General features: G+C 70.7%; 17 protein-coding genes. 5 read left to right on the top strand and 12 right to left on the bottom strand.

All coding sequences use genetic code 11. The features are described 5' to 3' along the window. Window positions 1–19: 19 nt before the first annotated feature. Window positions 20–1,015: a DUF1152 domain-containing protein gene (locus tag AB0367_RS04250; RefSeq protein WP_366224711.1), complete on the bottom strand. Its 996-nt coding sequence runs from the start codon at window positions 1,013–1,015 to the stop codon at window positions 20–22. Between the two features lie 73 nt (window positions 1,016–1,088). On the opposite strand from AB0367_RS04250, the gene AB0367_RS04255 reads away from it, so the two are divergent. After that, window positions 1,089–1,547: an SRPBCC family protein gene (locus tag AB0367_RS04255; protein ID WP_366224712.1), complete on the top strand. Its 459-nt coding sequence runs from the start codon at window positions 1,089–1,091 to the stop codon at window positions 1,545–1,547. A 137-nt stretch (window positions 1,548–1,684) separates the two neighbouring features. On the opposite strand, the gene AB0367_RS04260 is transcribed toward AB0367_RS04255, so the two are convergent. Together AB0367_RS04260 and AB0367_RS04265 are read right to left on the bottom strand one after the other, a co-directional pair. Next, window positions 1,685–2,020, bottom strand: a complete 336-nt coding sequence (locus tag AB0367_RS04260) for a hypothetical protein (protein ID WP_366224713.1) — start codon at window positions 2,018–2,020, stop codon at window positions 1,685–1,687. Window positions 2,021–2,487: 467 nt separating this feature from the next. Beyond that, window positions 2,488–5,916, bottom strand: coding sequence for a helicase-related protein (locus AB0367_RS04265; RefSeq protein WP_366224714.1), 3,429 nt, complete (start codon window positions 5,914–5,916; stop codon window positions 2,488–2,490). Window positions 5,917–6,040: 124 nt separating this feature from the next. Between AB0367_RS04265 and AB0367_RS04270 the strand changes: the two genes are divergently transcribed. Then, a complete protein-coding gene (locus AB0367_RS04270; RefSeq protein ID WP_366224715.1) occupies window positions 6,041–8,701 on the top strand; it encodes a DEAD/DEAH box helicase in 2,661 nt (886 codons plus the stop codon). A gap of 134 nt (window positions 8,702–8,835) precedes the next feature. Here the strand turns inward: AB0367_RS04270 and AB0367_RS04275 are convergent, their stop codons facing one another. The 8 genes from AB0367_RS04275 to AB0367_RS04310 form a co-directional block, all read right to left on the bottom strand. Next, window positions 8,836–10,077 carry an MFS transporter gene (locus AB0367_RS04275; RefSeq protein ID WP_366224716.1) on the bottom strand — a complete coding sequence of 414 codons (1,242 nt, stop codon included), beginning with the start codon at window positions 10,075–10,077 and terminating at the stop codon, window positions 8,836–8,838. 57 nt (window positions 10,078–10,134) lie between these two features. Next, complete coding sequence (locus tag AB0367_RS04280) at window positions 10,135–10,629, bottom strand: DinB family protein (protein WP_366224717.1); 495 nt, start codon at window positions 10,627–10,629, stop codon at window positions 10,135–10,137. 78 nt (window positions 10,630–10,707) lie between these two features. Next, window positions 10,708–11,502, bottom strand: a complete 795-nt coding sequence (locus AB0367_RS04285; protein WP_366224718.1) for a hypothetical protein — start codon at window positions 11,500–11,502, stop codon at window positions 10,708–10,710. Between the two features lie 155 nt (window positions 11,503–11,657). Next, a complete protein-coding gene (locus AB0367_RS04290) occupies window positions 11,658–12,650 on the bottom strand; it encodes a hypothetical protein (RefSeq protein ID WP_366224719.1) in 993 nt (330 codons plus the stop codon). Further along, window positions 12,647–14,074 carry a hypothetical protein gene (locus AB0367_RS04295; RefSeq protein ID WP_366224720.1) on the bottom strand — a complete coding sequence of 476 codons (1,428 nt, stop codon included), beginning with the start codon at window positions 14,072–14,074 and terminating at the stop codon, window positions 12,647–12,649. The genes AB0367_RS04290 and AB0367_RS04295 overlap by 4 nt, the downstream gene beginning before the upstream one ends. After that, window positions 14,067–14,384 (bottom strand): DUF6403 family protein, encoded by a 318-nt coding sequence (locus tag AB0367_RS04300; RefSeq protein ID WP_366224721.1) that lies wholly within the window; start codon window positions 14,382–14,384, stop codon window positions 14,067–14,069. Before AB0367_RS04300 ends, AB0367_RS04295 begins: the two co-directional genes overlap by 8 nt. Window positions 14,385–14,552: 168 nt before the next feature. Continuing rightward, window positions 14,553–15,698, bottom strand: a complete 1,146-nt coding sequence (locus tag AB0367_RS04305; protein ID WP_366224722.1) for an epoxide hydrolase family protein — start codon at window positions 15,696–15,698, stop codon at window positions 14,553–14,555. Window positions 15,699–15,820: 122 nt separating this feature from the next. Next, window positions 15,821–16,624 (bottom strand): inositol monophosphatase family protein, encoded by an 804-nt coding sequence (locus AB0367_RS04310; protein ID WP_366225115.1) that lies wholly within the window; start codon window positions 16,622–16,624, stop codon window positions 15,821–15,823. A gap of 150 nt (window positions 16,625–16,774) precedes the next feature. On the opposite strand from AB0367_RS04310, the gene AB0367_RS04315 reads away from it, so the two are divergent. The 3 genes from AB0367_RS04315 (at window position 16,775) to AB0367_RS04325 (ending at window position 21,133) form a co-directional block, all read left to right on the top strand. Further along, window positions 16,775–18,367: an ABC transporter ATP-binding protein gene (locus AB0367_RS04315; RefSeq protein WP_366224723.1), complete on the top strand. Its 1,593-nt coding sequence runs from the start codon at window positions 16,775–16,777 to the stop codon at window positions 18,365–18,367. Then, window positions 18,364–20,076: an ABC transporter ATP-binding protein gene (locus tag AB0367_RS04320; RefSeq protein WP_366224724.1), complete on the top strand. Its 1,713-nt coding sequence runs from the start codon at window positions 18,364–18,366 to the stop codon at window positions 20,074–20,076. The genes AB0367_RS04315 and AB0367_RS04320 overlap by 4 nt, the downstream gene beginning before the upstream one ends. Window positions 20,077–20,146: 70 nt before the next feature. Continuing rightward, window positions 20,147–21,133, top strand: a complete 987-nt coding sequence (locus tag AB0367_RS04325; RefSeq protein WP_366224725.1) for a hypothetical protein — start codon at window positions 20,147–20,149, stop codon at window positions 21,131–21,133. A 15-nt stretch (window positions 21,134–21,148) separates the two neighbouring features. On the opposite strand, the gene AB0367_RS04330 is transcribed toward AB0367_RS04325, so the two are convergent. Then, window positions 21,149–21,313 carry a hypothetical protein gene (locus tag AB0367_RS04330; RefSeq protein ID WP_366224726.1) on the bottom strand — a complete coding sequence of 55 codons (165 nt, stop codon included), beginning with the start codon at window positions 21,311–21,313 and terminating at the stop codon, window positions 21,149–21,151. Between the last annotated feature and the right edge of the window lie 35 nt (window positions 21,314–21,348).

Here is a 21,348-nt window from a genome sequence, read left to right on the forward strand (position 1 = left end):
GCCGGGATCAATGTGTCGTTCAGTGGGGAAACGCGCGGGGAACGCGGGCGCTGGGGAGTTGGTCGCGGAACGCTTGGATGCGCCCGATCACCTGTCGCCTGCCGATGGTGTTCTCGATGCGGTCGAGGTACAAGCATCGGGCGGCGAGCTTGTCGAGGTCGACGGTGAAGTACATCGCCATCAGCGGGTTGACGAACAGGGCGCTGCCGCTGGTACGCCCGGTGAACCGTACGTCTCCGAACGCGCCGCTGACGGCGGCGGCGATCTGGCCCTGGACGATGCTCGGCCGCTGTGGTGTGGCCGCCTGGGCATCGGCGACCGCGTCGCGGTACAGCGCTGCTTCGCGGCTGTTTCCGGGGATGGACAACGCGCCGCGGTAGCCGCCGTCGCGGTCGAGCGCGGCGAGGTTCTCCAGCACCTGGACGTGATTGACGCCGTCATAGGCGTCGATACCGAACCCGAGACTGGTCACCAGCTTGATCGGCACGTCGAGCGCGGTCACGGCGGCGAGGCTGGTGATGTCCTCCACCGGGGTGCCGAGGTCGCTCTCGTCGCCGCGCAGCAGGATGTCCGTGCCGCCGTCGACCAGCACCACCGCGTCGATGCTCAGGTGTTCGATCAGGTACCGATACGCGTCCCGCAACGGCTGCACTCCGAGCGGCGGAAACGCGTACACCGTCGAGGGCAGTTCGTGAGCCGCCAGCCACCGGGCGAGCGTCCCTTCGGGGAAGTACCAGTCCGGAGTCTCCGTGTCCGGCCGCACCGCCACGACATGCTCCGCCAGCCACGCGTCCCGGTCGACCAGTTCGAGTTCGGAGAAGGACAGGCTGGCCAGGTGTACCTGCGCGCCGCCGCGCCAGAGGGCAAGCGCCAACGGCAGGCCGGCGTACACGTCGAACCCACCGCCCGCTCCCGCGATGAGAATGCTGCGCGCCGGAGCCAGCGCGGCGAACAGCGGCGGAACGGCCAACGAGTACGTACCTGGTTCTGCGGGCAGCGCGGCAGGGTGCGTCACCGCTCAATGATCAGCCACGACGCAAGCCAGACGCCAAGGCGACCGATCGGTTGTCGCGTGCTTTGATGAGGACGTGACCAGACTTCATGAATCCGAGCGTGTCGTCACCGCCAGTCGTGATATCGCCGCCGCGACCGCGGAGATCTTCGAGCTCATCGCTGATCCTTCACAGCAGCCACGCTGGGACGGCAACGACAACCTGTCCGAGGCCCTTTCGGGGCAGCGGGTCCACGCCGTCGGTGACGTCTTCGTCATGACGATCACGACAGGCGGCGTCCGGGAGAACCATGTGGTCGAGTTCGTCGAGCAGCGCCGCATCGCGTGGCGGCCGAGCGAGTCAGGTCAGCCGGCACCGGGGCATCTGTGGCGGTGGGAACTCGAGCCGATCGACGCGTCGCAGACGCGCGTGACGCACACCTACGACTGGACGCAACTCACGGATGAGGATCGCATCCCGCGGGCAAGAGCGACCACGCCGGAGAAGTTGCTGGCCTCGCTCGACCGGCTCGCCGAGCTGGCCGAGCGCCGCTGATACGGCGGCATCTCCGCGGTGAGGTGGCCGCGGGTCACCACGACGCCGGCCGCGCGGTCGGCCACGGTGAGCCGCGGACGCGTCAGGCGGACGAGTCTCGATCGGATCAAGCACCGTCGTGGCGTCAAGGGTCGTGGTCAAGTGACCTCGACGGTCTCCGGCCGGCGCTGCCGGATCGAGGTGGCCAGCGCGGCCAGCGCGATGGCCACGCAGGCGGTGCCGCCGACCACGCAGGTGACCATCACGCCGTAGCGGGCGGCCGCCCCGGCGAGAGCGGCCGCGCCGAGCGGGCCGAGCGAGTTGTGCAGGGTCCAGAACGCGGAGGTGACCCGGCCGAGCAGGTGCTGCGGGGTCACCTCCTGCCGCAACGACATCGAGCAGATGCCGGCCCAGCCGGTGGCCAGCAGTTGCACGGTGGCCAGGACGCCGACGGTGATCGCGCTGGTGGTCAGGCCCAGGCCGGCGATAGCCACACCGCACAGCGCCCAGGAGCCGATCCAGCAGGCGCCGAAGCCCAGCCGGCAGAGCCCGCCGGTCCGCCCGGTCGGCGATGTAGCCGACGAAGACGCCGGTGACGACGGACGAGACGCCGACCAGGCCGGTGACCACGCCCATCTGCACGAGGGAGCCGGTGGCCCGCAGGACCAGCAGCGGAATCGCCACGAACGAAAACGAATCGCCAAGCGCCGACAGGGTCTGGCTGGCAAGGAAGATCTGGAAATCTCTGCTCCGCCACAGGCCGACGCCGCCCCCGTTGGACATCAGCGCTCCTTCCCGCTCCATTGACGAGGATAACGACGTCAATGGAATAGCCCGGCGGTAGGCGTTGTCCAGCGCGCCGGACACGAGGCCGCGGCCGGCCGCCCCGCGCATGATCCCCACTGAGCAGGTACGCCTCACCGTCGACCGGAGTGCGGTCCGGTCGACCGAGAACCTTGGATCAGAACGGGGTGGAGCCGGTGGACCAGGTCTTCCGCCAGCTGACGCGAACCCCGGTCGCTGCGAGGTCACCGAAGTCGATGCCGGCGAAGGGGTCAGCGACGTAGCGCACCTGGTCGTGTTCAGGGCCGGCCATGCTGACAAGTACCAGGGCGAGCCGGTACTGCGGGGCGGCATTCTTGCCGGTGACGATCTCGTTGTGGGTGACGTAGAAGTCCTCGGCTCCCTCAAGCCGTGCCTTGACCTCGATGCGGATCGAAGGCTCACCGCCGGCGGGGATGGACAGGACATCGTAGCCAGGATTGTCGAACGCCTGCTCCTGCGGTTGCCGGCCGAGAGCACGCTCAACCGCGAGCACCAGGTCGATACCGCGCCGCTCGACGGCCTTGGTCTCCTTCGCACGGATCGGGGCGTCCGCCGCGATCGAGCTTTCGACCATGCAGAGCGGAAGCACGAGCGCGGCGGTCGTGACGCGGGGCGGCCTGGTGGCCAGGCGGGCCTGCTGCTCCAGCAGCGCCAAGCGGGTCTGCCTGCGGACTGCCAGCTCCTGAGCCTTGCGCAGGAGGCTGTCAGAGCTCTCCTTCGGCTTGATCCCGTTCTGCTCCTTCTCCCGGGCCGCCGTCGCCTCGCCGACAAGCCGGTTCGACTCCTGGGTCAACCGCTGGTCGGCTCGGATACGGGTCCGCTCGATCTCCGTGAGCCGCCGGGGTGCGACCTCGGCGAGGTACTCCTTGAGCTGGTGGCCGATGATCCAGGTCCGGGCGCGGGACTCGGCCTCACCGAGCCAGGACAGTTTCGTGGCCCCGGCCACGGCCGGGGTGCGCGGGGCGGCGACGCAGTCAAGATATGGTGCCGGTCCGGCGGGCGACACCCGTCCGGTGGGATCGACATAGGCGTAGCCGAATCGCCGGGCGATGGACTCTCCGGTGCCGTCAACAACCTCCTCCACGACGCCGACCAGCACGTTCGGCTCCTCGATCTGCGGGGAGACCAGGACGGTACCGCGCTCAAGAAGGGGCCGCAGCTGCGTGATGGTGAGCTCGGCGACGGCGTCGTGGAGTGGATGCCCGGGGGCAAGGAGGTCGGCACGCGGCTTACCGTCAACGTCGATACGGTCGAGCTCGAACGTGATCCGCTCGTAGCGGGAAGCGACTGGACCGTACTTCGCGACAGCGCGGATGGCGGCGGGAACCTGGTTGATCTCGTAGCGGCCGCGTTCACGTCTCACAAGGCGGCCCCCGAGACGCTGAAAGGCATGGCGGAAGGCCCACTCGATGTAGTGCGGCTGCAAGCGTCGTGCGCGGGCCTCCTCCATTCGCCGCCGCATCTGTGCCAGGTCCGCGTCCGACATGGTGTCGTGGGTGAGTGCGCGTTCCTCGAGGAGCTCCTTGAGCCCGTGAGCGACCGAGGCGTCGATGACCTGCTCCATCTTGGCCCTGGTCTCGGGGAGATCGCCGTAGCGGATGGCCTCGATCAGCAGGTCCCGCAGCGGCGTCTCGTCGAAGGCCGAGCCCAGGACGTCGAAGACTTTGCCGCCGTATGCCTTGCGCTGTTCCTCGACCTTCTGCAGCAGCCGGGTGAACACTTCGCCCTCGCGGGTGTTCGCGGCCACAAGGTTCCACAGCCGGCACACCTCACTCTGCCCGATGCGGTGGATGCGGCCGAAGCGCTGCTCGATGCGATTGGGATTCCACGGAAGGTCATAGTTGACCATCAAGTGAGCGGCCTGGAGGTTGAGACCTTCGCCGGCCGCGTCGGTGGCCAGGAGCACCTGGCATACCGGGTTCTTGGTGAACTCCTCGGTGACGGCCCGCCGGTCCGCGCGTCGAACACCGCCGTGTATGGCCTGCACCGTGGCCGGTGAGCCGAACATTGCGCCGATCTTGCGGGCCAGGTAGTTGAGGGTGTCGCGGTGCTCGGTGAAGATGATCAGCTTGCGGGGCCGCTCGGCGCCGGGGTGGATGAGGTCGTTGTCCTCGAGAATCCTGCGCAGTTCGACCCATTTGCGGTCAGTGTCGAGGCTTCGGACCCGCCGCGCGACTTGGATGAGCTTGTCGAGGTCAGCCAGCTCGCTGTCGAGTTCCGCGACGGTGCGGGCCGTGGTGGCCGCGTCCAGCAGCTCCTCCTCGATCTGCTCGATCTCCTCGGCACTGTGCTCGCCGTCGTCCCAGTTCCCCGTGTCGATCAGGCCAGGCTCGTCGGCGACGCCCTGACCGTGGATCAGGTCGTCCCGGCGACGCGTGAGCCGTTCCGCGCGCCGGACCAGGGACTGGTAGATCGCCTCGGGGCTGGAAGCCAGCCGTCGCTGGAGCACCGTGAGGGCGAAACCGACGGTGTTGCGGCGTTTGTCGTCCAGCCGTTCGGCACGGTTCATCCCCTCGCGCACGTAGTCGGTGACGCGCTCGTAGAGGTCCCGTTCGTCCGCGGTGAGCTCGTAGGGCACGGTCTGGGCGATGCGCTCGGGGAACAGTGGTTTGCCGTCGAAGGTGAGCAGGTCCTCCTTGACCATGCGTCGCATGAGCCCGCTGGTGTCGGCGTTGTGGACGCCTGTCTTGAACCTGCCCTCGAAGCCGTCGCGTTCGAGCAGCGTGAGGAACAGCTGGAAGTCCTCCTCCTTGCCCGCATGCGGGGTGGCGGTCATGAGCAGCAGGTGACGAGTGCGGTCGCGTAGGCGCTCACCGAGCGCAAATCGCCGAGTCTTGTTCAGCCTGCCGCCGAAGTAGTGGGCACCCATCCGATGGGCCTCGTCCACGACGACCAGGTCGAACTCGGCGTCGTCGAGCTGAGCGGTCAAGCCCTCATTGCGCGCGAGCTGGTCCATCCGCGCGATGAGCAGTGGGTACTGCTCAAACACGGTTGACCCGAACGCCGCGTCGACCATGGCCGAGGTGAGGATGTCGAAGCGCAGGCCGAACTTGAAGTAGAGCTCGTCCTGCCACTGCTCGACCAGTCCGCCGGGCACCACGATCAGGCAGCGCTTCACGTCGTCGCGCAGCAGCAGCTCCTTGATGTACAAGCCGGCCATGATCGTCTTGCCGGCACCCGGGTCGTCGGCCAGCAGGAACCGCAGCGGCGCACGGTCGAGCATCTCCCCGTACACGGCCCGGATCTGATGGGGCAACGGCTGCACGTCGCTGGTGGCCACCGCCAGCATCGGGTCGAACAGTCCGGCCAGCGAAATCCGCTGCACCTCGGCGACCAGCCGGAACTCCTCAGCGGCGGCGTCGAACGGCCGGCTGCCCGCATCCGACAGATGCAGCTTGGCCTCATCGGCACGGAAGAGCACCTGCTGGCGCAGTCCTCCGTCGAGGGTCCGGTACGTCAGTTCCACGGCGTCGGAACCGTGCCATTGGGCCGCGATCACGCAGACCGTCTCGCCAGGCACCACACCGTTCACCCGGACACCGGACGAGAGATCCTCAAGCCTCACGCGTGTTCCTCCATCGACAGCCTGCAGAGTGCGCCCACGATCATCGCCATTATGACGATCCCGTTCCGTATCGCGGATGCTCTATCATCACCGGACGCCAAACCCGTCGATCCTGCAGTGAGGCATGAACAAGACAGAGCGCGTTGAGATCCGCAGCCTCGTGGCGGACTTCGAGCAGTGGGGTCGACGAGCCGCGCAGGTGCAGGCACGGCGGCATGCCGTCCAAGCAGCGGCGAGCAACGGCGAACGAGACCTGCACGCCCGCAGTGTCGGGATCAACCGGGCCGGTCAGATCGCTTGGCGCGTGATCCCGCTCCAGTCGAGCGACAAGGACATCGTCGGACACCTGTGGGAGCGCGCGAGCCTTCCTGCGACAAGCGCGGATGACCACGCCTTGCTGCGACTGCTCACCAAGGACGCAGCGCACGCCATCGCCGAGGTCAGCCCCCTGCTCGGCCTGCGTCGTTTCTTCACCGGATCGGCGAGGAAGCAGTCGGCGGAAGCCGCGGCTGACGCCCTGCGCCGCCACCATTCGGCATTCACCAGAGCCCGCGGGCCACAGCGCCTGGAGCAGCTCGGCTTCTCCGCCGCGCCCCAGGGCAACGGAGCACTCAGGCTCCATGCGCTGCTCGATCCGGCTCTTCGCTTCGACCTCGTCTCCGGGCGGACCGGCCCGGATCCGGAAATCCTCGGCCGATCGGTCTTCGGGGACCTGCCCGAAGCACTCGATGCCATCACCAAGGTCGTCGCGAGTGAGGACTCGTACCGCTCGGCTGCGCGCGACGCGGGCGAGAAGGTCCGCAAGGCAGAGGTCCGGCGGGTCCTGCAGGAGATGCCGCTGGACGCGTTGAAGGACGCCACCCGCGACCGCCTCCGGCTGGGTCCGCTTGCCGACGCCGGTGTCAATACCGTGCAGGAGGTGCTGAACCGGGGCGGATCCCTGTCAACGCTGCCGGGTGTCGGAGAGACTTCCGCGCGGCGCATGCTCGGAGCGGCGCAGACGCTGCGACGGACGACGTACGACGAGATGCCGGTACGCATCGACATCGCCAAGCGCCACCCGAAAACCACCCACCTATTGCGCTGCCTCGCCGAATGGGACTCGTGCCGCGTTACCCGAGGTGCGTCGGCCGACCTCGAGCGTGCGGCCGAACTCGCGCCGTTGCGCGCCGCGATCGGCTCCTGGACGAGCCACGCGCTCGTCATTCCGGCCGGAACGGTCACCGTCGAGGGCCTCCGCGAGAGCATCCAGATCGTCAAACGGCGAGCCGAACTGCTCGGCATGTCCTCCGCATCCGGACCAGGGAGCGTCCACGGGGACCCGTGGGACGACTTCCTCTCCCGCCCCGCCGATTACTTCGCCATGCTCTCCGAACTCGGTTTCCTCACCGAGGACGAGAACGCGGTGCACGGGGATCTCCCGGAGGAGATCATCGAGGCGGTGCGCAACCAGGCGCTCAGCGGTGAACACCTGACCGCGTCGCTGCGTGGCTATCAGAGCTTCGCCGCCCGCTTCGCCCTCGTGCAGCGCAAGGTCATCATCGGCGACGAGATGGGCCTCGGCAAGACCGTCGAGGCCATCGCCGTCCTGGCCCACCTGCGCAGCCGGGGCGAGACCCACTTCGTGGTGGTGTGCCCGGCCGCGGTCGTGACCAACTGGGTCCGCGAGGTGACCGGCAAGTCGAAGCTGCGAGCGCACCGGGTGCACGGGCCGGAGCGCGACCGCGCGGCCCAGATATGGGTGCGCGACGGGGGCGTCGCCGTCACCACGTATGAGACCCTGGCGTGGTGGGAGCCGGCACTGCAGCAGCTCCGCGAGCTGGCGTGCGTCGTGGTCGACGAGGCCCACTACATCAAGAATCCGCAGGCACGACGAACGGTCAGGACCAGAGGCCTCATCACGCGTGCCGACCGTGCCATCCTCCTCACCGGTACACCACTGGAGAACAGGGTTGAGGAGTTCCGCAATCTGGCCTCCTACGTGCGCCCCGACCTCACCGTCGATGCCACAGAGCTCTCACCGCGGACGTTCCGACGGCAGATCGCACCGGCATACCTGCGCCGCAACCAGGAGGACGTGCTAACAGAACTTCCCGAACTCGTCGAGGTCGAGGAGTGGCTGCCCATGTCCGCGACGGACATGTCCCGCTACCGCGGCGCCGTCGAGCAGGGGAACTTCATGCAGATGCGGCAGGCGGCCATGCTCCAGGGGCCCGAGTCCACGAAGATGCAACGCCTCGTCGAAATCGCCCGCGAGGCGGCGGACAATGAGCGACGGGTCATCGTATTCTCCCACTTCCGGCAGGTGCTTGACCTCGCTGCCCGGTCGCTGCCCGGGACGGTGTTCGGGCCACTGACCGGTTCCGTGCCGGCGAACCAACGCCAGCAGATGGTGGACCAGTTCTCCGCCGCCAAACACGGCGCTGTGCTGGTCGCCCAGATCGTGGCCGGCGGCGTCGGGCTCAACATCCAGGCCGCATCCGTCGTCGTCATCTGTGAACCACAGCTCAAGCCCACCACCGAGGCCCAAGCCATCGCTCGTGCACACCGGATGGGGCAGGTGCAATCGGTACAGGTGCACCGGCTGCTGTCCGAAGACGGTGTCGATCAACGGATCGTCGAGCTGCTGGCCGCCAAGAAGCGGCTGTTCGACGACTTCGCCAGGGTCAGCGACATGGCCGACTCCGCTCCCGAGGCCGTGGACCTCTCCGAGGCCGAACTCGCCCGGCAGGTCGTGGCCGCTGAGCGAGAACGACTCGCGCGAAGCTCCCCCGGCGACGCCTGACCGCGATCGCCCGGGCAGCCTGCGCCCCGGGCAGCCGGGCCAGGACACGCAGGGCGATGGAGCCGTGCCGCCGGCCAGGTCGAGCCGACAGCGACATCCAGGGCCGAATCATCGGCGCTGGGAGCCGGCAAACGCTACCGCACAACGAGGGCGGGCCGGGGCGCGGCGTGCATCCGCCGGTCGACCACCAGCATCAGCCCGGCCGCGAGCGTCGCCGCCGCGGCGAGCACGAGCCAGAATGGCACGGCACCGCCGGCCAGGAACACCGCGATCGGCGGGCCGAGGGTGTTGCCCACCTGGAACACCGCCCAGGCCGCGCCGGACGAACGGCCGAGGGTGCCTTCCGGCGCGATCTTCTCCACCAGCGTGTAGAACGCCGGGCTGTAGGCGCACTCACCGAGGGCGAACGTGACCATCATGACCACCAGCAACGCGACCCTGGGACCGCCGGTCAGCGCGCCCGCGGCGTATCCCAGCAGCCAGGCCCCGGCCCACGCCAGACCCATGGTGATCAGCGCGCGGGTCTTGTGCACCCGCTCCACCCACCGGGACACCGGCAGCTGCCCGGCCAGCACGACCAGCGTGGCGACGGCGTAGAGGCCACCGGCCAGCGCGGTGGAGCCGGACAGCTCGGCGCGGACCATAAGCGGCACGCCGCTTTCCACCTGCGCCAGGCCGAACGTCACGAACAGCAGCTGCACGACGAGCAGCAGGCCGTAGTTGAGCCCCGGCCGGAACCGTACGAGCCGCGCCCGCTGCTGGACCCAACGGCCGCCGTCGCGCGGTAGCGGCACGCGAAGGGTGATGATGGCCGCGTACACCGCGCAGCTCACGCCGTTCGCCGCGCACAGCCACTGGTAGGTGGCGGCGCTCGCCGAGCCGAGCAGCAGCCCGCCGAGCCCGGCGCCCAGGCCCAGTCCGAGGTTTAGCATCAGGTACCGCAGCGACATCGTGCGGACCTTGACCTCCTCGGTCGCGCTGAGCCCGGCGATGATCGGGATCACGGCCGGCAGGAACAGGCCGGTGCCGACACCGATGACCAGCACCGCCAGCAGTTCGGCAACGTACCCGGCGCCGGCGGCCACCACCAACCACCCGACGGTCTGCACGAGCAGCGCGCCGATCGCGACCGCGCGAGAGGAGTGCCGGTCCACCAGCCAGCCGCCGGCGACCGACATCGGCACCGCGGCGCCGGCCAGCGCCACCAGCAGCACCGCCGCCGCACCGGCGGACAGGCCCAGAATCTGGTGCAGGTAGATGGCCAGGAAGGGATAGCACAGCCCGGTACCGATCGCGGACACGCCGTACCCGGCGACGAACCACCACGCCGGACCGCTCAGCCGGCGTTCCGATCGGCCGGCCGGGTCGAAGCGCATGCCACCTCCCATGTCGTACACCGCGCCGCGCACCGCAGAACCGGCGGACCGGACCGGTCAGCGGCCGGTCACGCCGTCGATGAGCTCCCTGAGGATGTCGGCGTGCCCGGCATGCCGGACGGTTTCGCTGGTCATATGGGCTAGCACCCAACGCAGGGTGCGGGGTTCGTCGGGCACCGGGTGCGCGGTGCGGACGTCGAGGCCGTCAGCCGCACGGATGTGTGCGTCACTGTCGGCGATCGCCGTCCGGTAGGCCGCGATGACCTGATCGGCGGGCCGGTCCGGCGCGACTGTCATGTCGAAGTCGGCGTCGGCGTATCGCGGGTCGCCGGCCAGGATGTAAACAAACCAGTACCGCTCGGCGACGGTCAGGTGCTGCACCAGTCCCAGCAGCGTCGTGCCGGACACGACCAGGCCACGGCGCAGCTGCTCGTCGGCTAATCCATCGACCTTCTTCAAGACACAAGACCGGGCGAACGACAGGAACGCCAGGGCCGTGTCCAACTCGCCGCCGTCGTTGAGCGGCACGCGTTCACGCTGCGACTCGAGCATGTCTGCGACCTTACATCGACTATCACCTCTGGTGGCGCACCGAGTCGCAGCGGCGGATGCCGGTCTCCAGCAGGGGCGTCACCCTTGAGGGAGAGCCGGTCCGGGCGCGCCGCGTCTTCTGAGTTCGATCCAGCCGAGCCCGCCGGCCAGCACGAGCACGAGCCACAACGGTACGAGCAGAAAGGACAGCGCCGGCCAGACCGTCCAGAACGGCAGAGCCGGCGAGTGGCTCAGGTTGAGCGCCATGCCGATCGACCCGAACGCCATGCCGGGAAGCACCCCGATCACACCGAGCGTCACGGCGAGCAGCAGCAGCGGTCGGCGTCTGCGGGTGAGCAGCGCGGACAACACCGCACCAGCCACCGCACCGAGGAGGGCGCCAGTCAGCGTGGCGATCCCGAGCCCGGCCGGCGCGGCCCGGTAGAACGTGAGCATCGGGCCGCCTGAGTCGTGGGTGAACGCGGCGACCACCTCGCCCCGTTCGGCGCTCCAGTCGTCGCACTGGTATCCCGGCATCTCGTGGATGTTCCGCCACCCGTGTGGCCGTGCGTTGGCCAGGGCTCGCCGGGACAGTCCGCAGTCGGCACTCACCTGGTCCGGATTCTGCCCCGGCGTGGTGTAACGGATCTCTACGTACCCTGGGCCGAAGTCGTCGTCGCCCAGGGCGAATCCGTACTGATAGTCACGCCGATCCGTTCCTTCGGCCGGGGTGACGCCCGGGAGCAACTCCGACGCTAGCCCAAAGGCCTGCGTGTCGCTCGGCAACGGCCTCGTGTTGTGTCCGCCGTACCAGGAGCCGACTGTCGCGCCGGCCGTCGCCAGGATCAGCGTGCCGAATATCGTCGCCCACGTCCGCGATGCCCGGTCGGCCACGGCAACACCCTCCCCAGTCAGGTGCCGCACACCCTATCCCCCGGTTGCGCGGGTACGGAGGCGGCGGACGGCGCGACGGCGATTGGGGACGTGGACCGGATCCCGGATCGGACCCTAGAGGTCTCGACGATACCGTGGTGTACCCGGTCGATCGATTAGCTGGCGAGGCTGTGCAGGCGTTGGGACAGGGCCTCGGCACGGTCGGTGAGGCGCGTGAAGTCCTTCTCGCCGCGGCGGCCGGCCGCGGCGACGTCGTCGAGCATTCCGGTGTACTCCGCGGTGAGTTCCCGGTAGCGGTCGGCGAAGGCGGGCGTGTTCTTCGGGGCGTTGCGCATGCGGCCGCCGCCCCGCCGTGGCTTGCCCATGGCCCGCTCGGCAGCCCCACGGCGGACCGCGTCGGCATACCGCGCGTCGAGGTCGATGATCTGCTGCGCGACGGCGGCCATGGCGGCGCTGAGCACCGTGCGGCTGTCGATGGCCCGGTCGCGGCGCTCCCGGCGGGCAGCGGCGAGGCGACCGCCGCGGCGGGCGGCGAAGTACAGCACGGCGGAGCCGACCAGGACGGAGCCCACGGCCGCGGCGGCCACGAGGTAACGCGGCAGCGACGGGCTGATGGTGCGGGCGTCGGCCGGTACCATGTCGGCCTTGGCCAGCCGGTCGTAGTTGACGGCGATCACCTTGATCGCCTCCAGCGGCCGGTCGGCGAACGGTTGGATGCCGTAGCTGATGGTGGTCTCGGCGACGAACGCCTTGCCGAAGTACTTGTCGCTCGCGCCGGACAACAGGGCACAGCCGTAGGTGTCGTACGAGTCGTCCTTGCGGCTCATCGCCAGCACCAGCGTGCCCGAGGCGGCCCGCTCGACCTCGTGGCAGGCCGCGCGCAGGTCGGCACCCGGGCTCATGAGCAGCACCACGAGCCGCCGGTTGCCGATGACCCGCTCGGCGGCGGGCACGTCGAGGCCGACACCGGGCGCGGCGTACACCGAGGCACTGCGGACCTGCCGGGCGACCGGGCCGTCGAGGACACCGCCGGACCACAGCGCCCAGCCGGCCAGCACCAGGCAGCCGAGCACCCCCAGCCCGAAGGGCGTGGTCAGCAGTTGCCCGATCCGTCGATACACCCGGCTCGCGCGGTTCACTCTGCTCATGCCAGCCGTCCCCGGAGGTACTCGGCCGGGCGGTAGCCGCGGACCCCGACAGCCCGGCCGACGGCGTCGAGCTCCCGCGCGGCGTCGTCGAGCAGCCCGGCGACGTGTTCGTCGGGCAGGCCCGTGCCGAGCGCGTCGCGGGCCGCGCCGAGGCTTGCGATCGCGCGGGTGAGGGCCGGGTCGGTGGTCGCGTCGGTGAGGCCGGAGACCTCGACGGCGAGGGCGGTCAGGCCGGCCAGCAGAGCCGGGACGCCGCCGCGTGTGGCCGAAGCGAGCCTGGCCAGCGCGACCCGCGGATGGCGGCGCGGCGGCGCGGCCGCGGACAGCAGCAGGAACGCCACCACGCAGGCCGCGAAGAGCCACGGCAGCGCCGGCAACGCGACGCGCAGCGGATCGAAGGGTTGGTACGGCAGGGGCCGGTCGAACAGTCCGGCGTAGCGGACGTCGGTGACCAGGGCGAGGTACGCGCGGAGCACGTTGTCCTGCGGGTGGGCATAGGTGCTGAGCTGGTTGCCGAAGCGGGAGTAGAAGCTCGCCGTGGTGATCTCGGCGAAGTCGGCCGCGTGCGGGCCGTGGTACTCGATCCACGCGCCGTACATGACGATGAGCGGCCGGTCGGGGAACAGGGCGGTCAGCCGCGCCCCGTAGCTGGGCGCCGCGGTGTCACGCGGCTGGGCGGGCAGCGCGACGACGAGCGGCGCGGTGTCGCCGAACGCCTGCGCGGCCGCCTCGGCGGGCACCGCCTTGAGCGTGGCGCCCGCGGCGATGTAGTGCCCGACGGCACGCAGCCCGTCGGCAACGGTGGCGACCTCAGCCTCGGTCGGGTCCCGCCACAGGCCCGGGTCGTCCTCGTCCGCCGGGGCCGGCTCCCCCGAGCCCTTCCGGTCTTCCTTGCGCAGGGCGTGGATGAGCTCCACGAGCTGGCCGGTGACGTCGTTGCGGGCGAACTGGCCGCGCCACTGCAGCGGTGTGGTCGCCGTGGCCTGGTACATGCCGCCGGAGACCCGGGTGCCGAGGACGCGGATGGTGGCGTTGTCGACCGCGCGGACCTTGTCCTGCTGGTCCTTGGTCAGTCCGGGCGGGGCGACGAGGATCCGCACGTCGGTGCCCCCGATCGTCGCGGCGACCTTGGCCTGGTCCCATTCGGCGACCGCGCCGGGCAGGCGGACGATCGGCTGGGCGGCGACCATGGTCTTCATGTCGTCGACGGAGGGCAGCAGTGCGTCGGAGATCTCCCCAGCAGAGCCCTCCGCGACCGTGGCGGTAGACGGAGAGCGGCCGTACGTCACGTCGGCGCTCTGCCGCTGCGCCCCGATGAACCCGGCGATGCTGGCCGCCGCGACGGCCAGGACGATCCACCGTGCCGGCCCGTCGGCGAGCCCCCGGCGCCGGTGAAACAGCCGGTCGACGGTCTGGTCAGGCACCGGCGGCCTCCCGCCACAGCCGGTCGGCCTCGCGGGCGCAGCGGGCCGCCTCCCGCGCCGCGTTCTCGCCGCCGCGACCCGCGGTGATCGCCTCGGCCCGGGCCAGCAGTTCGTCGGCCTCGACCACCCGGCCGGCGGCCGCGTCCCGGCTTATGGTCGCGACATCGATCGCGGCCCGGGCGCCCGACCAGGCCACCGCCCGATCCCGCGCGCCGGCGCGCCACCGGGGCACGAACGTGGCCGCAAACCCGGCGGCAACGAGCAGCAACACCCCGATCAGCCACACCGGCCAGGCCGACACCACCCGCACGCTCCCAACCTCGTCCGTCGCCGCATCTGGTGCAGCCGCAGACCCGCCCATGATCCACGATCATGTCAACACGACCTGCGCCGGGAGGCAACCGTGACGCCACCGTCGGTGACTCACGGCACCGCGGGACACGCAGGTCGGGCGGGCCTGCATCGGCTCAAGCCTTTCCTAGGGACGGTAGGGCCGGAAGAACTCGCGCAGTTCCTCGGCGTACACCCGCGGCTGCTCGAACGGGGCGAAGTGCCCGCCGCGGGCGTGCTCGCTCACCCGCACGGTGTTGGCGATCCGATCGAGCCAGGCCCGGGGCGGTCGCACGAGGTCGGCGGGGAACAGCGAGAAGCCCGACGGTACCTCGACCCGGCGGGCGTGCTGCGCGGGCGGGATGGCGGCGTTCACGTGGTACATCCGCATCGCCGAGCCGATCGTGCCGGTGAGCCAGTAGACGGTGACGTTGGTGAGGATCTCGTCGCGGGTGAAGGCGCGTTCGACGTCGCCGCCGCAGTCGCTCCACGCGCGCAGCTTCTCCACGATCCAGGCGGCGAGCCCGGCCGGCGAGTCGTTGAGCCCGACGGCGGCGGTCTGCGGCTTGGTGCGGTGCATGGCGGCGTAGGCGCCCTCGGCCGCGGCCCAGCCTGCGGCGCCGTCGAGAAAGTCGCGCTCCTCGGGCGCGAGGTCCGCGCGGTCGCCGAGGTGGACGGGCAGGCCCGCATCCATGCGGTGCACGGCCACGACCCGGCCGGGATGGTCGAGGGCGAGGTAGCGGCTCACCCCGCTGCCGATGTCGCCGCCGGCCGCGCCGAAGCGCTCGTAACCGAGGCGGCGCATGAGCTCGGCCCACAGCCCGGCGACCGCGATGGTGTCCGGCGGCGTGCCGACCGGCCGGTCGGAGTAGCCGTAGCCGGGCATGTCCGGCACGACGACGTCGAAGGCGTCGGCGGGATCTCCTCCGTGCGCGCCGGGGTCCGTCAGCAGCGAGATGACTTTGGTGTACCGCCAGAAGGAGTCGGGCCAGCCGTGGCTCAGGATCAGCGGCAGCGCGCTTCCGGCCGGCGTGTTGGCGCGGGCGTGGACGAAGTGCACGCGGTGCCCGCCGAGCGTGGTCCGGTAGCGGGGCAGCCGGTTCAGCGCCACCTCCTGGGCCGGCCAGTCGAAGCCGTCGGCCCAGTAGGCGGCGAGTTCGCGCAGGTACGCCACGTCGGCGCCCTGCGACCAGCCCGCGTCCTCGGGCGCGTCCGGCCACCGCGTCGCCCGCAGCCGCGCGCGAAGGTCGTCGAGGACGACGGGTCCGGTGCTCGTCCTGAACGGCTCGATCATGATTGATACGATACGGGAGGGTTTCGGTCTGTGCGGGGGCGTTGGCAGCCCGGCTGCGGGTTCCCGAGCAGCAAGCCGAGAAGTGGTTCAACGACGGGCGCCGATTCTGACCGTCGCGCGGCTCAGTCCCTCCTCGCGCGCTGATTCCGGATGAGTCTCAGCAGGGCGGCATGCGTCGGCTCGTCAGCAGCCGCGACAAGGCCACCGGCACCGGAGTGCATCGGCTGGCCGTCGATCCCGGTGACCACGCAACCGGCCGCCTGGCAGAGGGCGATTCCGGCCGCGAAGTGAACGCTCTCGCGCAGATGGCCGTCCGTGACGTAGGCGGCGCGGCGGCCGGCAGCGACCCAAGCCACGGCCAGGGTCGTGGAGACCACGCGCGGGCGGAACTGTTCGATGAAGCCGTCCTCGGCGAGCATCCGGGCGGCCAGGAACACGTCGTTGTTGGGGAACGGCGGATCGAGGTTGACCTCGACCAGTCTCGACTCGGCCGACGGGGCGAGGCGCTCGTCCATACCGGCGCGACGGACGTACGCACCGGTACCGTCGGTCCAGAACACCTCATCGGTGAACGGGTCCGCCGAGGCGGCCACGGCGACCTGCGTGCCGGTTCGCAGAGCCACGTTGACCGAGGCCAGCATGTTCCGCACGGCATAGTTCAACGTTCCGCACAACGGGTCGACCAGCCACATGCGTCCATTCCCGCCGGTACCCGTACGCCCACTCTCCTCACCCAGCACGACGTCGTGCGGACGCGCCGCGCGCAAGACGTCGAGGATGGCCTTCTCGGCCTCGACATCGGCTCTGGTGGCGAAGTCGCCTGCGGTGTTCTGGAAGCGAGTCAGCGTTGATCCGTAGTGAGAGCGGACGATCGCGGCACCGGCTTCCGCCGCCTCGATGACCAGAGCTTGGTCCGTGATCGACATGCGGCAACCATAGATAAGCGGTTCGAGTCTGGCACGCTCATGCGACATGATGGGCGCATGCGGACACGGGGGCCGGGTCGATACCTGGGGTGGCTGGCATGGCGGCAGAAACGACGGATCGCCCTCGGTGGGCTGTGGAGTTCGCTCTGGATGATCAGCCTGGCTGTCACGCCGTACCTGATCTCCCAGGCCATCGACCGCGGCCTGCGCCCGCGGCAGGTGGGGCCGCTGGTCGCCTGGGCCGGCGCCATCTTTGTGGTGGGCGTGGCCAACGCGGTGCTCGGCATCCTCCGGCACCGGACCATGACCAAGATCCGGCTGGACGGCGCGTTGCGCACGGCTGACGCGGTCATGACCCACGCGGTCGAGTTGGGTGCCGCGCTACCTCGCCGGATCACGGCTGGTGAGGTGGTCACCATCGGGATCGGGGACGTGTGGCTGGTCTCGCGGGCGCTGAACGTAACCGGGCCGGGATTAGGTGCGATCGTCGCGTACACGGTGGTCATGAGCCTGCTGGTGCGGGTGTCCGGCATGATCGCGCTCGTGGTGGCGGGCGGGGTGGCAGTCCTGGGGGTGGTGCTCGGGCCGCTGCTGAGCCGGCTGAACAGCGCCGGCGGCGAATACCGGGAGCGGCAGGGCCGGCTGGCCGCGCGGCTCGTCGATGTGCTCGGCGGTCTGCGCATCCTCAACGGTCTCGGCGGCAAGGAGGTCCACCTGCGCCGGTACGCCGCCGAGTCGGACACCGTCCGGGCCGAGGGCTACCGGGTGGGTGGGGCGCTGAGCTGGATCAACGCGCTGGGCGACGGCCTGCCGATGGTCTTCCTGGGCGGGGTGACCTGGCTGGCCGCGCGGCTGACGGTCCGCGGCGATCTGAGCGTCGGCGAACTGGTCGCGGTGTATGGGTATGTGGCGATCCTGATCGTGCCCACCTGGATGCTGATCCTCAGTACTGGCGACCTCAGCCGCGGGGTGATCGCTGCCCGGCGGATCATCGCGTTTCTACGGTTGCCGGTCGAGGAACCGGGCGACGGCGTGGCCCCGGGCGGCCCGGCGGTCCTGCGCGACCCGGTGTCCGGCGTGGTCGCCGAGCCGGGCCGGCTGACCGTGCTGGCCTCGGCCCGCCCCGAGGACACGGCCGCGATCATCGACCGGATCGGCCGGTACTGCGAAACCGACGCCACCTGGGGTTCCCACCGGATCGCCGAGGTGGCCAAACCGCTGGTGCGCGAGCGGATTCTGGTCGCCGACCACGAGGCCGACCTGTTCGCCGGGGCTCTACGCGACGTCGTCGCGGGCGACATGAAGGCCGGCGACGACGCGGTCCGGCGCGCGATCACGGCCGCGGTGGCGACCGACGTCGCCGGGCTTGACCACCACATCGAACGCGACGGCCGCAACCTCTCCGGCGGCCAGCGGCAACGGGTCCGGCTCGCCCGGGCGCTGCTCGCCGACCCGGAGATGCTGCTCGCGGCCGAGCCGACCTCGGCGGTGGACGCGCACACCGAGGCGGCTATCGCCGAGCGGCTGGCCGTGGCCCGGGCCGGGCGCGGCACGCTGCTGGCCACCACGTCGCCTGTGCTATTGGACCGGGCCGACATCGTGCTGTACCTGGTCGACGGCCGGGTGGTCGCGTCCGGGACGCATCGGGAGCTGCTGGAACGCGAGCCCGGGTACGGCGACCTGGTCAGCCGCACGTTCAGCGCGGACGACGAGGTCCTCACCGCTGCCGATGAGGCGCGATGAGCAGCGACACCCTGCCGGTCGCGGACACCCGTCAGGTGGCCCGGGCGGCGGGCCGGCTGATCGCTGCCGACAAGTGGGCCGTCGCCGCCACGCTCCTACTCAACGTGCTGGCCGCGGCGGCCGCTCTGGGCGCGCCGTACCTGCTGGGCCGGATCATCGACGCGGTCACCGGATCGCGGGGCGCCGGCGACCGCATCGACGTGCTGGGCGCGGCCGTACTGTTGTGCGCGCTGGCCCACTTGATGCTCGCGCGGTGGGCGTTGCTGCTCGGGTACCGGTTCGGCGAGCGCACCGCGGCCCGCATCCGGACCGGCTTCCTGTCCCGCGCGCTGAGCCTGCCCGCCTCGACGATCGAACGGGTGCGGCCCGGCGACTTGGCGGCCCGTGGCACGAGCGATGTGGACGCCGTCGCCGGCACCCTGCGCGACGTGCTGCCGGGCGTCTTCGTGGCGGGCACGCAGGTGCTGTTCCTGGTCGGTGCGGTACTCGTGCTCGACCCGCTGCTGGGCGTGGCCGGGCTGCTCGGGCTGTCCGGCATCGTGATCGTCGGCCGCTGGTACCTGCGCCGGGCCCGCAGCGCGTACCTGGAGGAGGGCGCGGCCAACTCGGACCTGGCCGAGGAACTCGCCGCGACCACCACCGGGGCGCGGACCATCGAGGCGTTCCGCCTGCACCGGTCGCGGCTGGCCGCGGGCCGGGCCGCGATCGCGCGGACGAAGCGCAGCCGGTTGGCCACCCTGCGGCTGCGGTCGGTGTACTTCCCGGTGGCCGAGGGCTCGTACAACATCCCGGTCGTGCTCGTACTGCTGGTCGGTGGCCTGTTCTACCTCGACGGCCGGATGACGCTGGGCACGGTCGCCGCGGCCACGCTGTACCTGCGGCAGCTGATCGGGCCGATGGACGGCATCCTGATCTGGCTGGAGCAGTTGCAGAGCAGCAGCGCGTCGTTCGCCCGGGTCGAGGGGCTGGCCGCCGTGCCGCCCGCCCCGGCGACGACCGCGGGCGTCCCGGCAAGCGACCGGATCGAGGTGACCGGCGTCCGGTACGCCTACCCCGGCGGCCCGGACGTGCTGCACGACGTGAACCTCACCGTCCAGCCCGGCGAACGGCTGGCGATCGTCGGCCTCTCCGGGGCCGGCAAGTCCACCCTGGGCCGGCTGCTGGCCGGGGTACACCGGCCACACACCGGCACGGTGAGCGTGGGCGGCGTCGCGGTGGCCGACCTGCCGCCGGACCTGCTGCGCCGCCAGGTGGTACTGGTGACACAGGAGCACCACGTCTTCCGTGAGACGTTACGGGACAACCTCATGGTGGCGGCGCCGGACGACCGAATGCGTGAGGCACTGTGCACGGTCGGCGCGGACTGGGCCCGCGACCTGGACACCGACCTGGGCGAGCACCCGCCGACCGGCGCCCAGGCGCAGCAACTGGCGCTGGCCCGGGTGCTGCTGGCCGACCCGCACACCGTGATCCTGGACGAGGCGACCGCGCTGCTGGACCCCCGGGCGGCTCGCGCGGCGGAACGGGCGCTGGCCGCCGTGCTGCACAACCGCACGGTGATCGCCATCGCCCACCGCCTGCAGACGGCGCACGATGCGGACCGGATCGCGGTGATGGACGCGGGCCGGATCATCGAATTGGGCACCCACGACGAGCTGATCACCCGGCCCGGCCCGTACGCCGCCCTCTGGCGCCAGTGGCACGGCTGATTTCGGTCGGTGGAACGAACCGTCCGCGCGGCGCGTCTGAGTGCTGAGGCGACTGTTGGAGGAGGTACCGATGTTTGGATCGCGGACGCGCGGCCGGCGGCTGGCGGTTGCGATGGCGTGCACGCTGTTCGTTGTGACGGCGAGCGGCTGTACGCCTCGCCAGGCGCCGCCCGGGGATGGCTGGGCCGCGGCCCCGCCGGACGTCTCCCTGGGAGGTGTGTCGTGCTCCGCCGTCGAGTCCATCGGCGCGTCGCAGGCGCCGGTCGCCCCGCCCACTCCCGAGCCGTTGGCCGCGGACTTCGTCCCGGTGTCGGCGGGCCGGTGCATCGCGACCATGAAGATCGTCGCCGGGGACGGCGAGTGGCAGATGCGCGAGGAGCAGCAGTACACCGGCCCGCTCGACGCTCTTGTCCGCGCCCTGCGCGCTCCGTCTGAGCGCGGCGCGGAGGGCGTCTGCCTGGCGATCGGGATGCCACTGATCATCATCACGCTCACGGACGCCCAGGGCAGGACAACCATTCCGGCCCTGCCGCAGGACGCCTGCGGCCTCCCGGCGCGGGCGGCAAAGCAGGCGATAGCGGCACTGCCGTGGGAGACCGTCAAGGAGAGCAAGAACCGGCAGGTCCGCAGCCAGCTGGAGCTCGACTCGGGCTGTGCGGGCCGATACAAGCCGGTGATCGCGCTGGCCGCCGCCGAGAGCCGCCATGGCACGGCCGGTTCCGGTCCGGTGTTTCCCGGCACCCCGCCGGCCACGCTTCGGGTGTGCCGGTACACCCCGGACCCGGCCGAGACCATCGAGGTCACCGCGTCCGGCGCGCTGGCCGTCGGCAAGCTGAGCACCACGACCACGCTCACCGGGCCGTCCGTGGCCGCGTTCGTCGCCGCCCTGAACGCGGCCCCGCCGGTCACCGCCCCGTGCGATCGGCCCCAGGCACCGTTCGCACTGCTCGCCGACTCGAGCGTGGCCGTCGAGACAGGTGGCTGTCACCGCGCCTTGGGCGCGGGGGGAACGCTCCGGCAGATGGACCCGTCGACCACGGCCATCCTCGCCGGATGACCACCCCGCGCGCTGTCAGGCGGTCGACCGCATGGCGCTCGTTTCGTCGAGCGGCCGTGTCCCGCTGCGACCGATCGTCACGCCGGCGATCGCCTCAAGAACGGGATCGTCTGATCGCATCGGAACATCGTCGCCGCTGCGTTGGGTGACCTCGTCGGTGAAACGGCCGGGAAGCGCCACCGGTCTGGACCTGCGCTTGGGCGTGCGGTCCCTCG

The sequence above is a fragment of the Dactylosporangium sp. NPDC051484 genome (assembly GCF_040689395.1).
Classification (GTDB): domain Bacteria; phylum Actinomycetota; class Actinomycetes; order Mycobacteriales; family Micromonosporaceae; genus Dactylosporangium.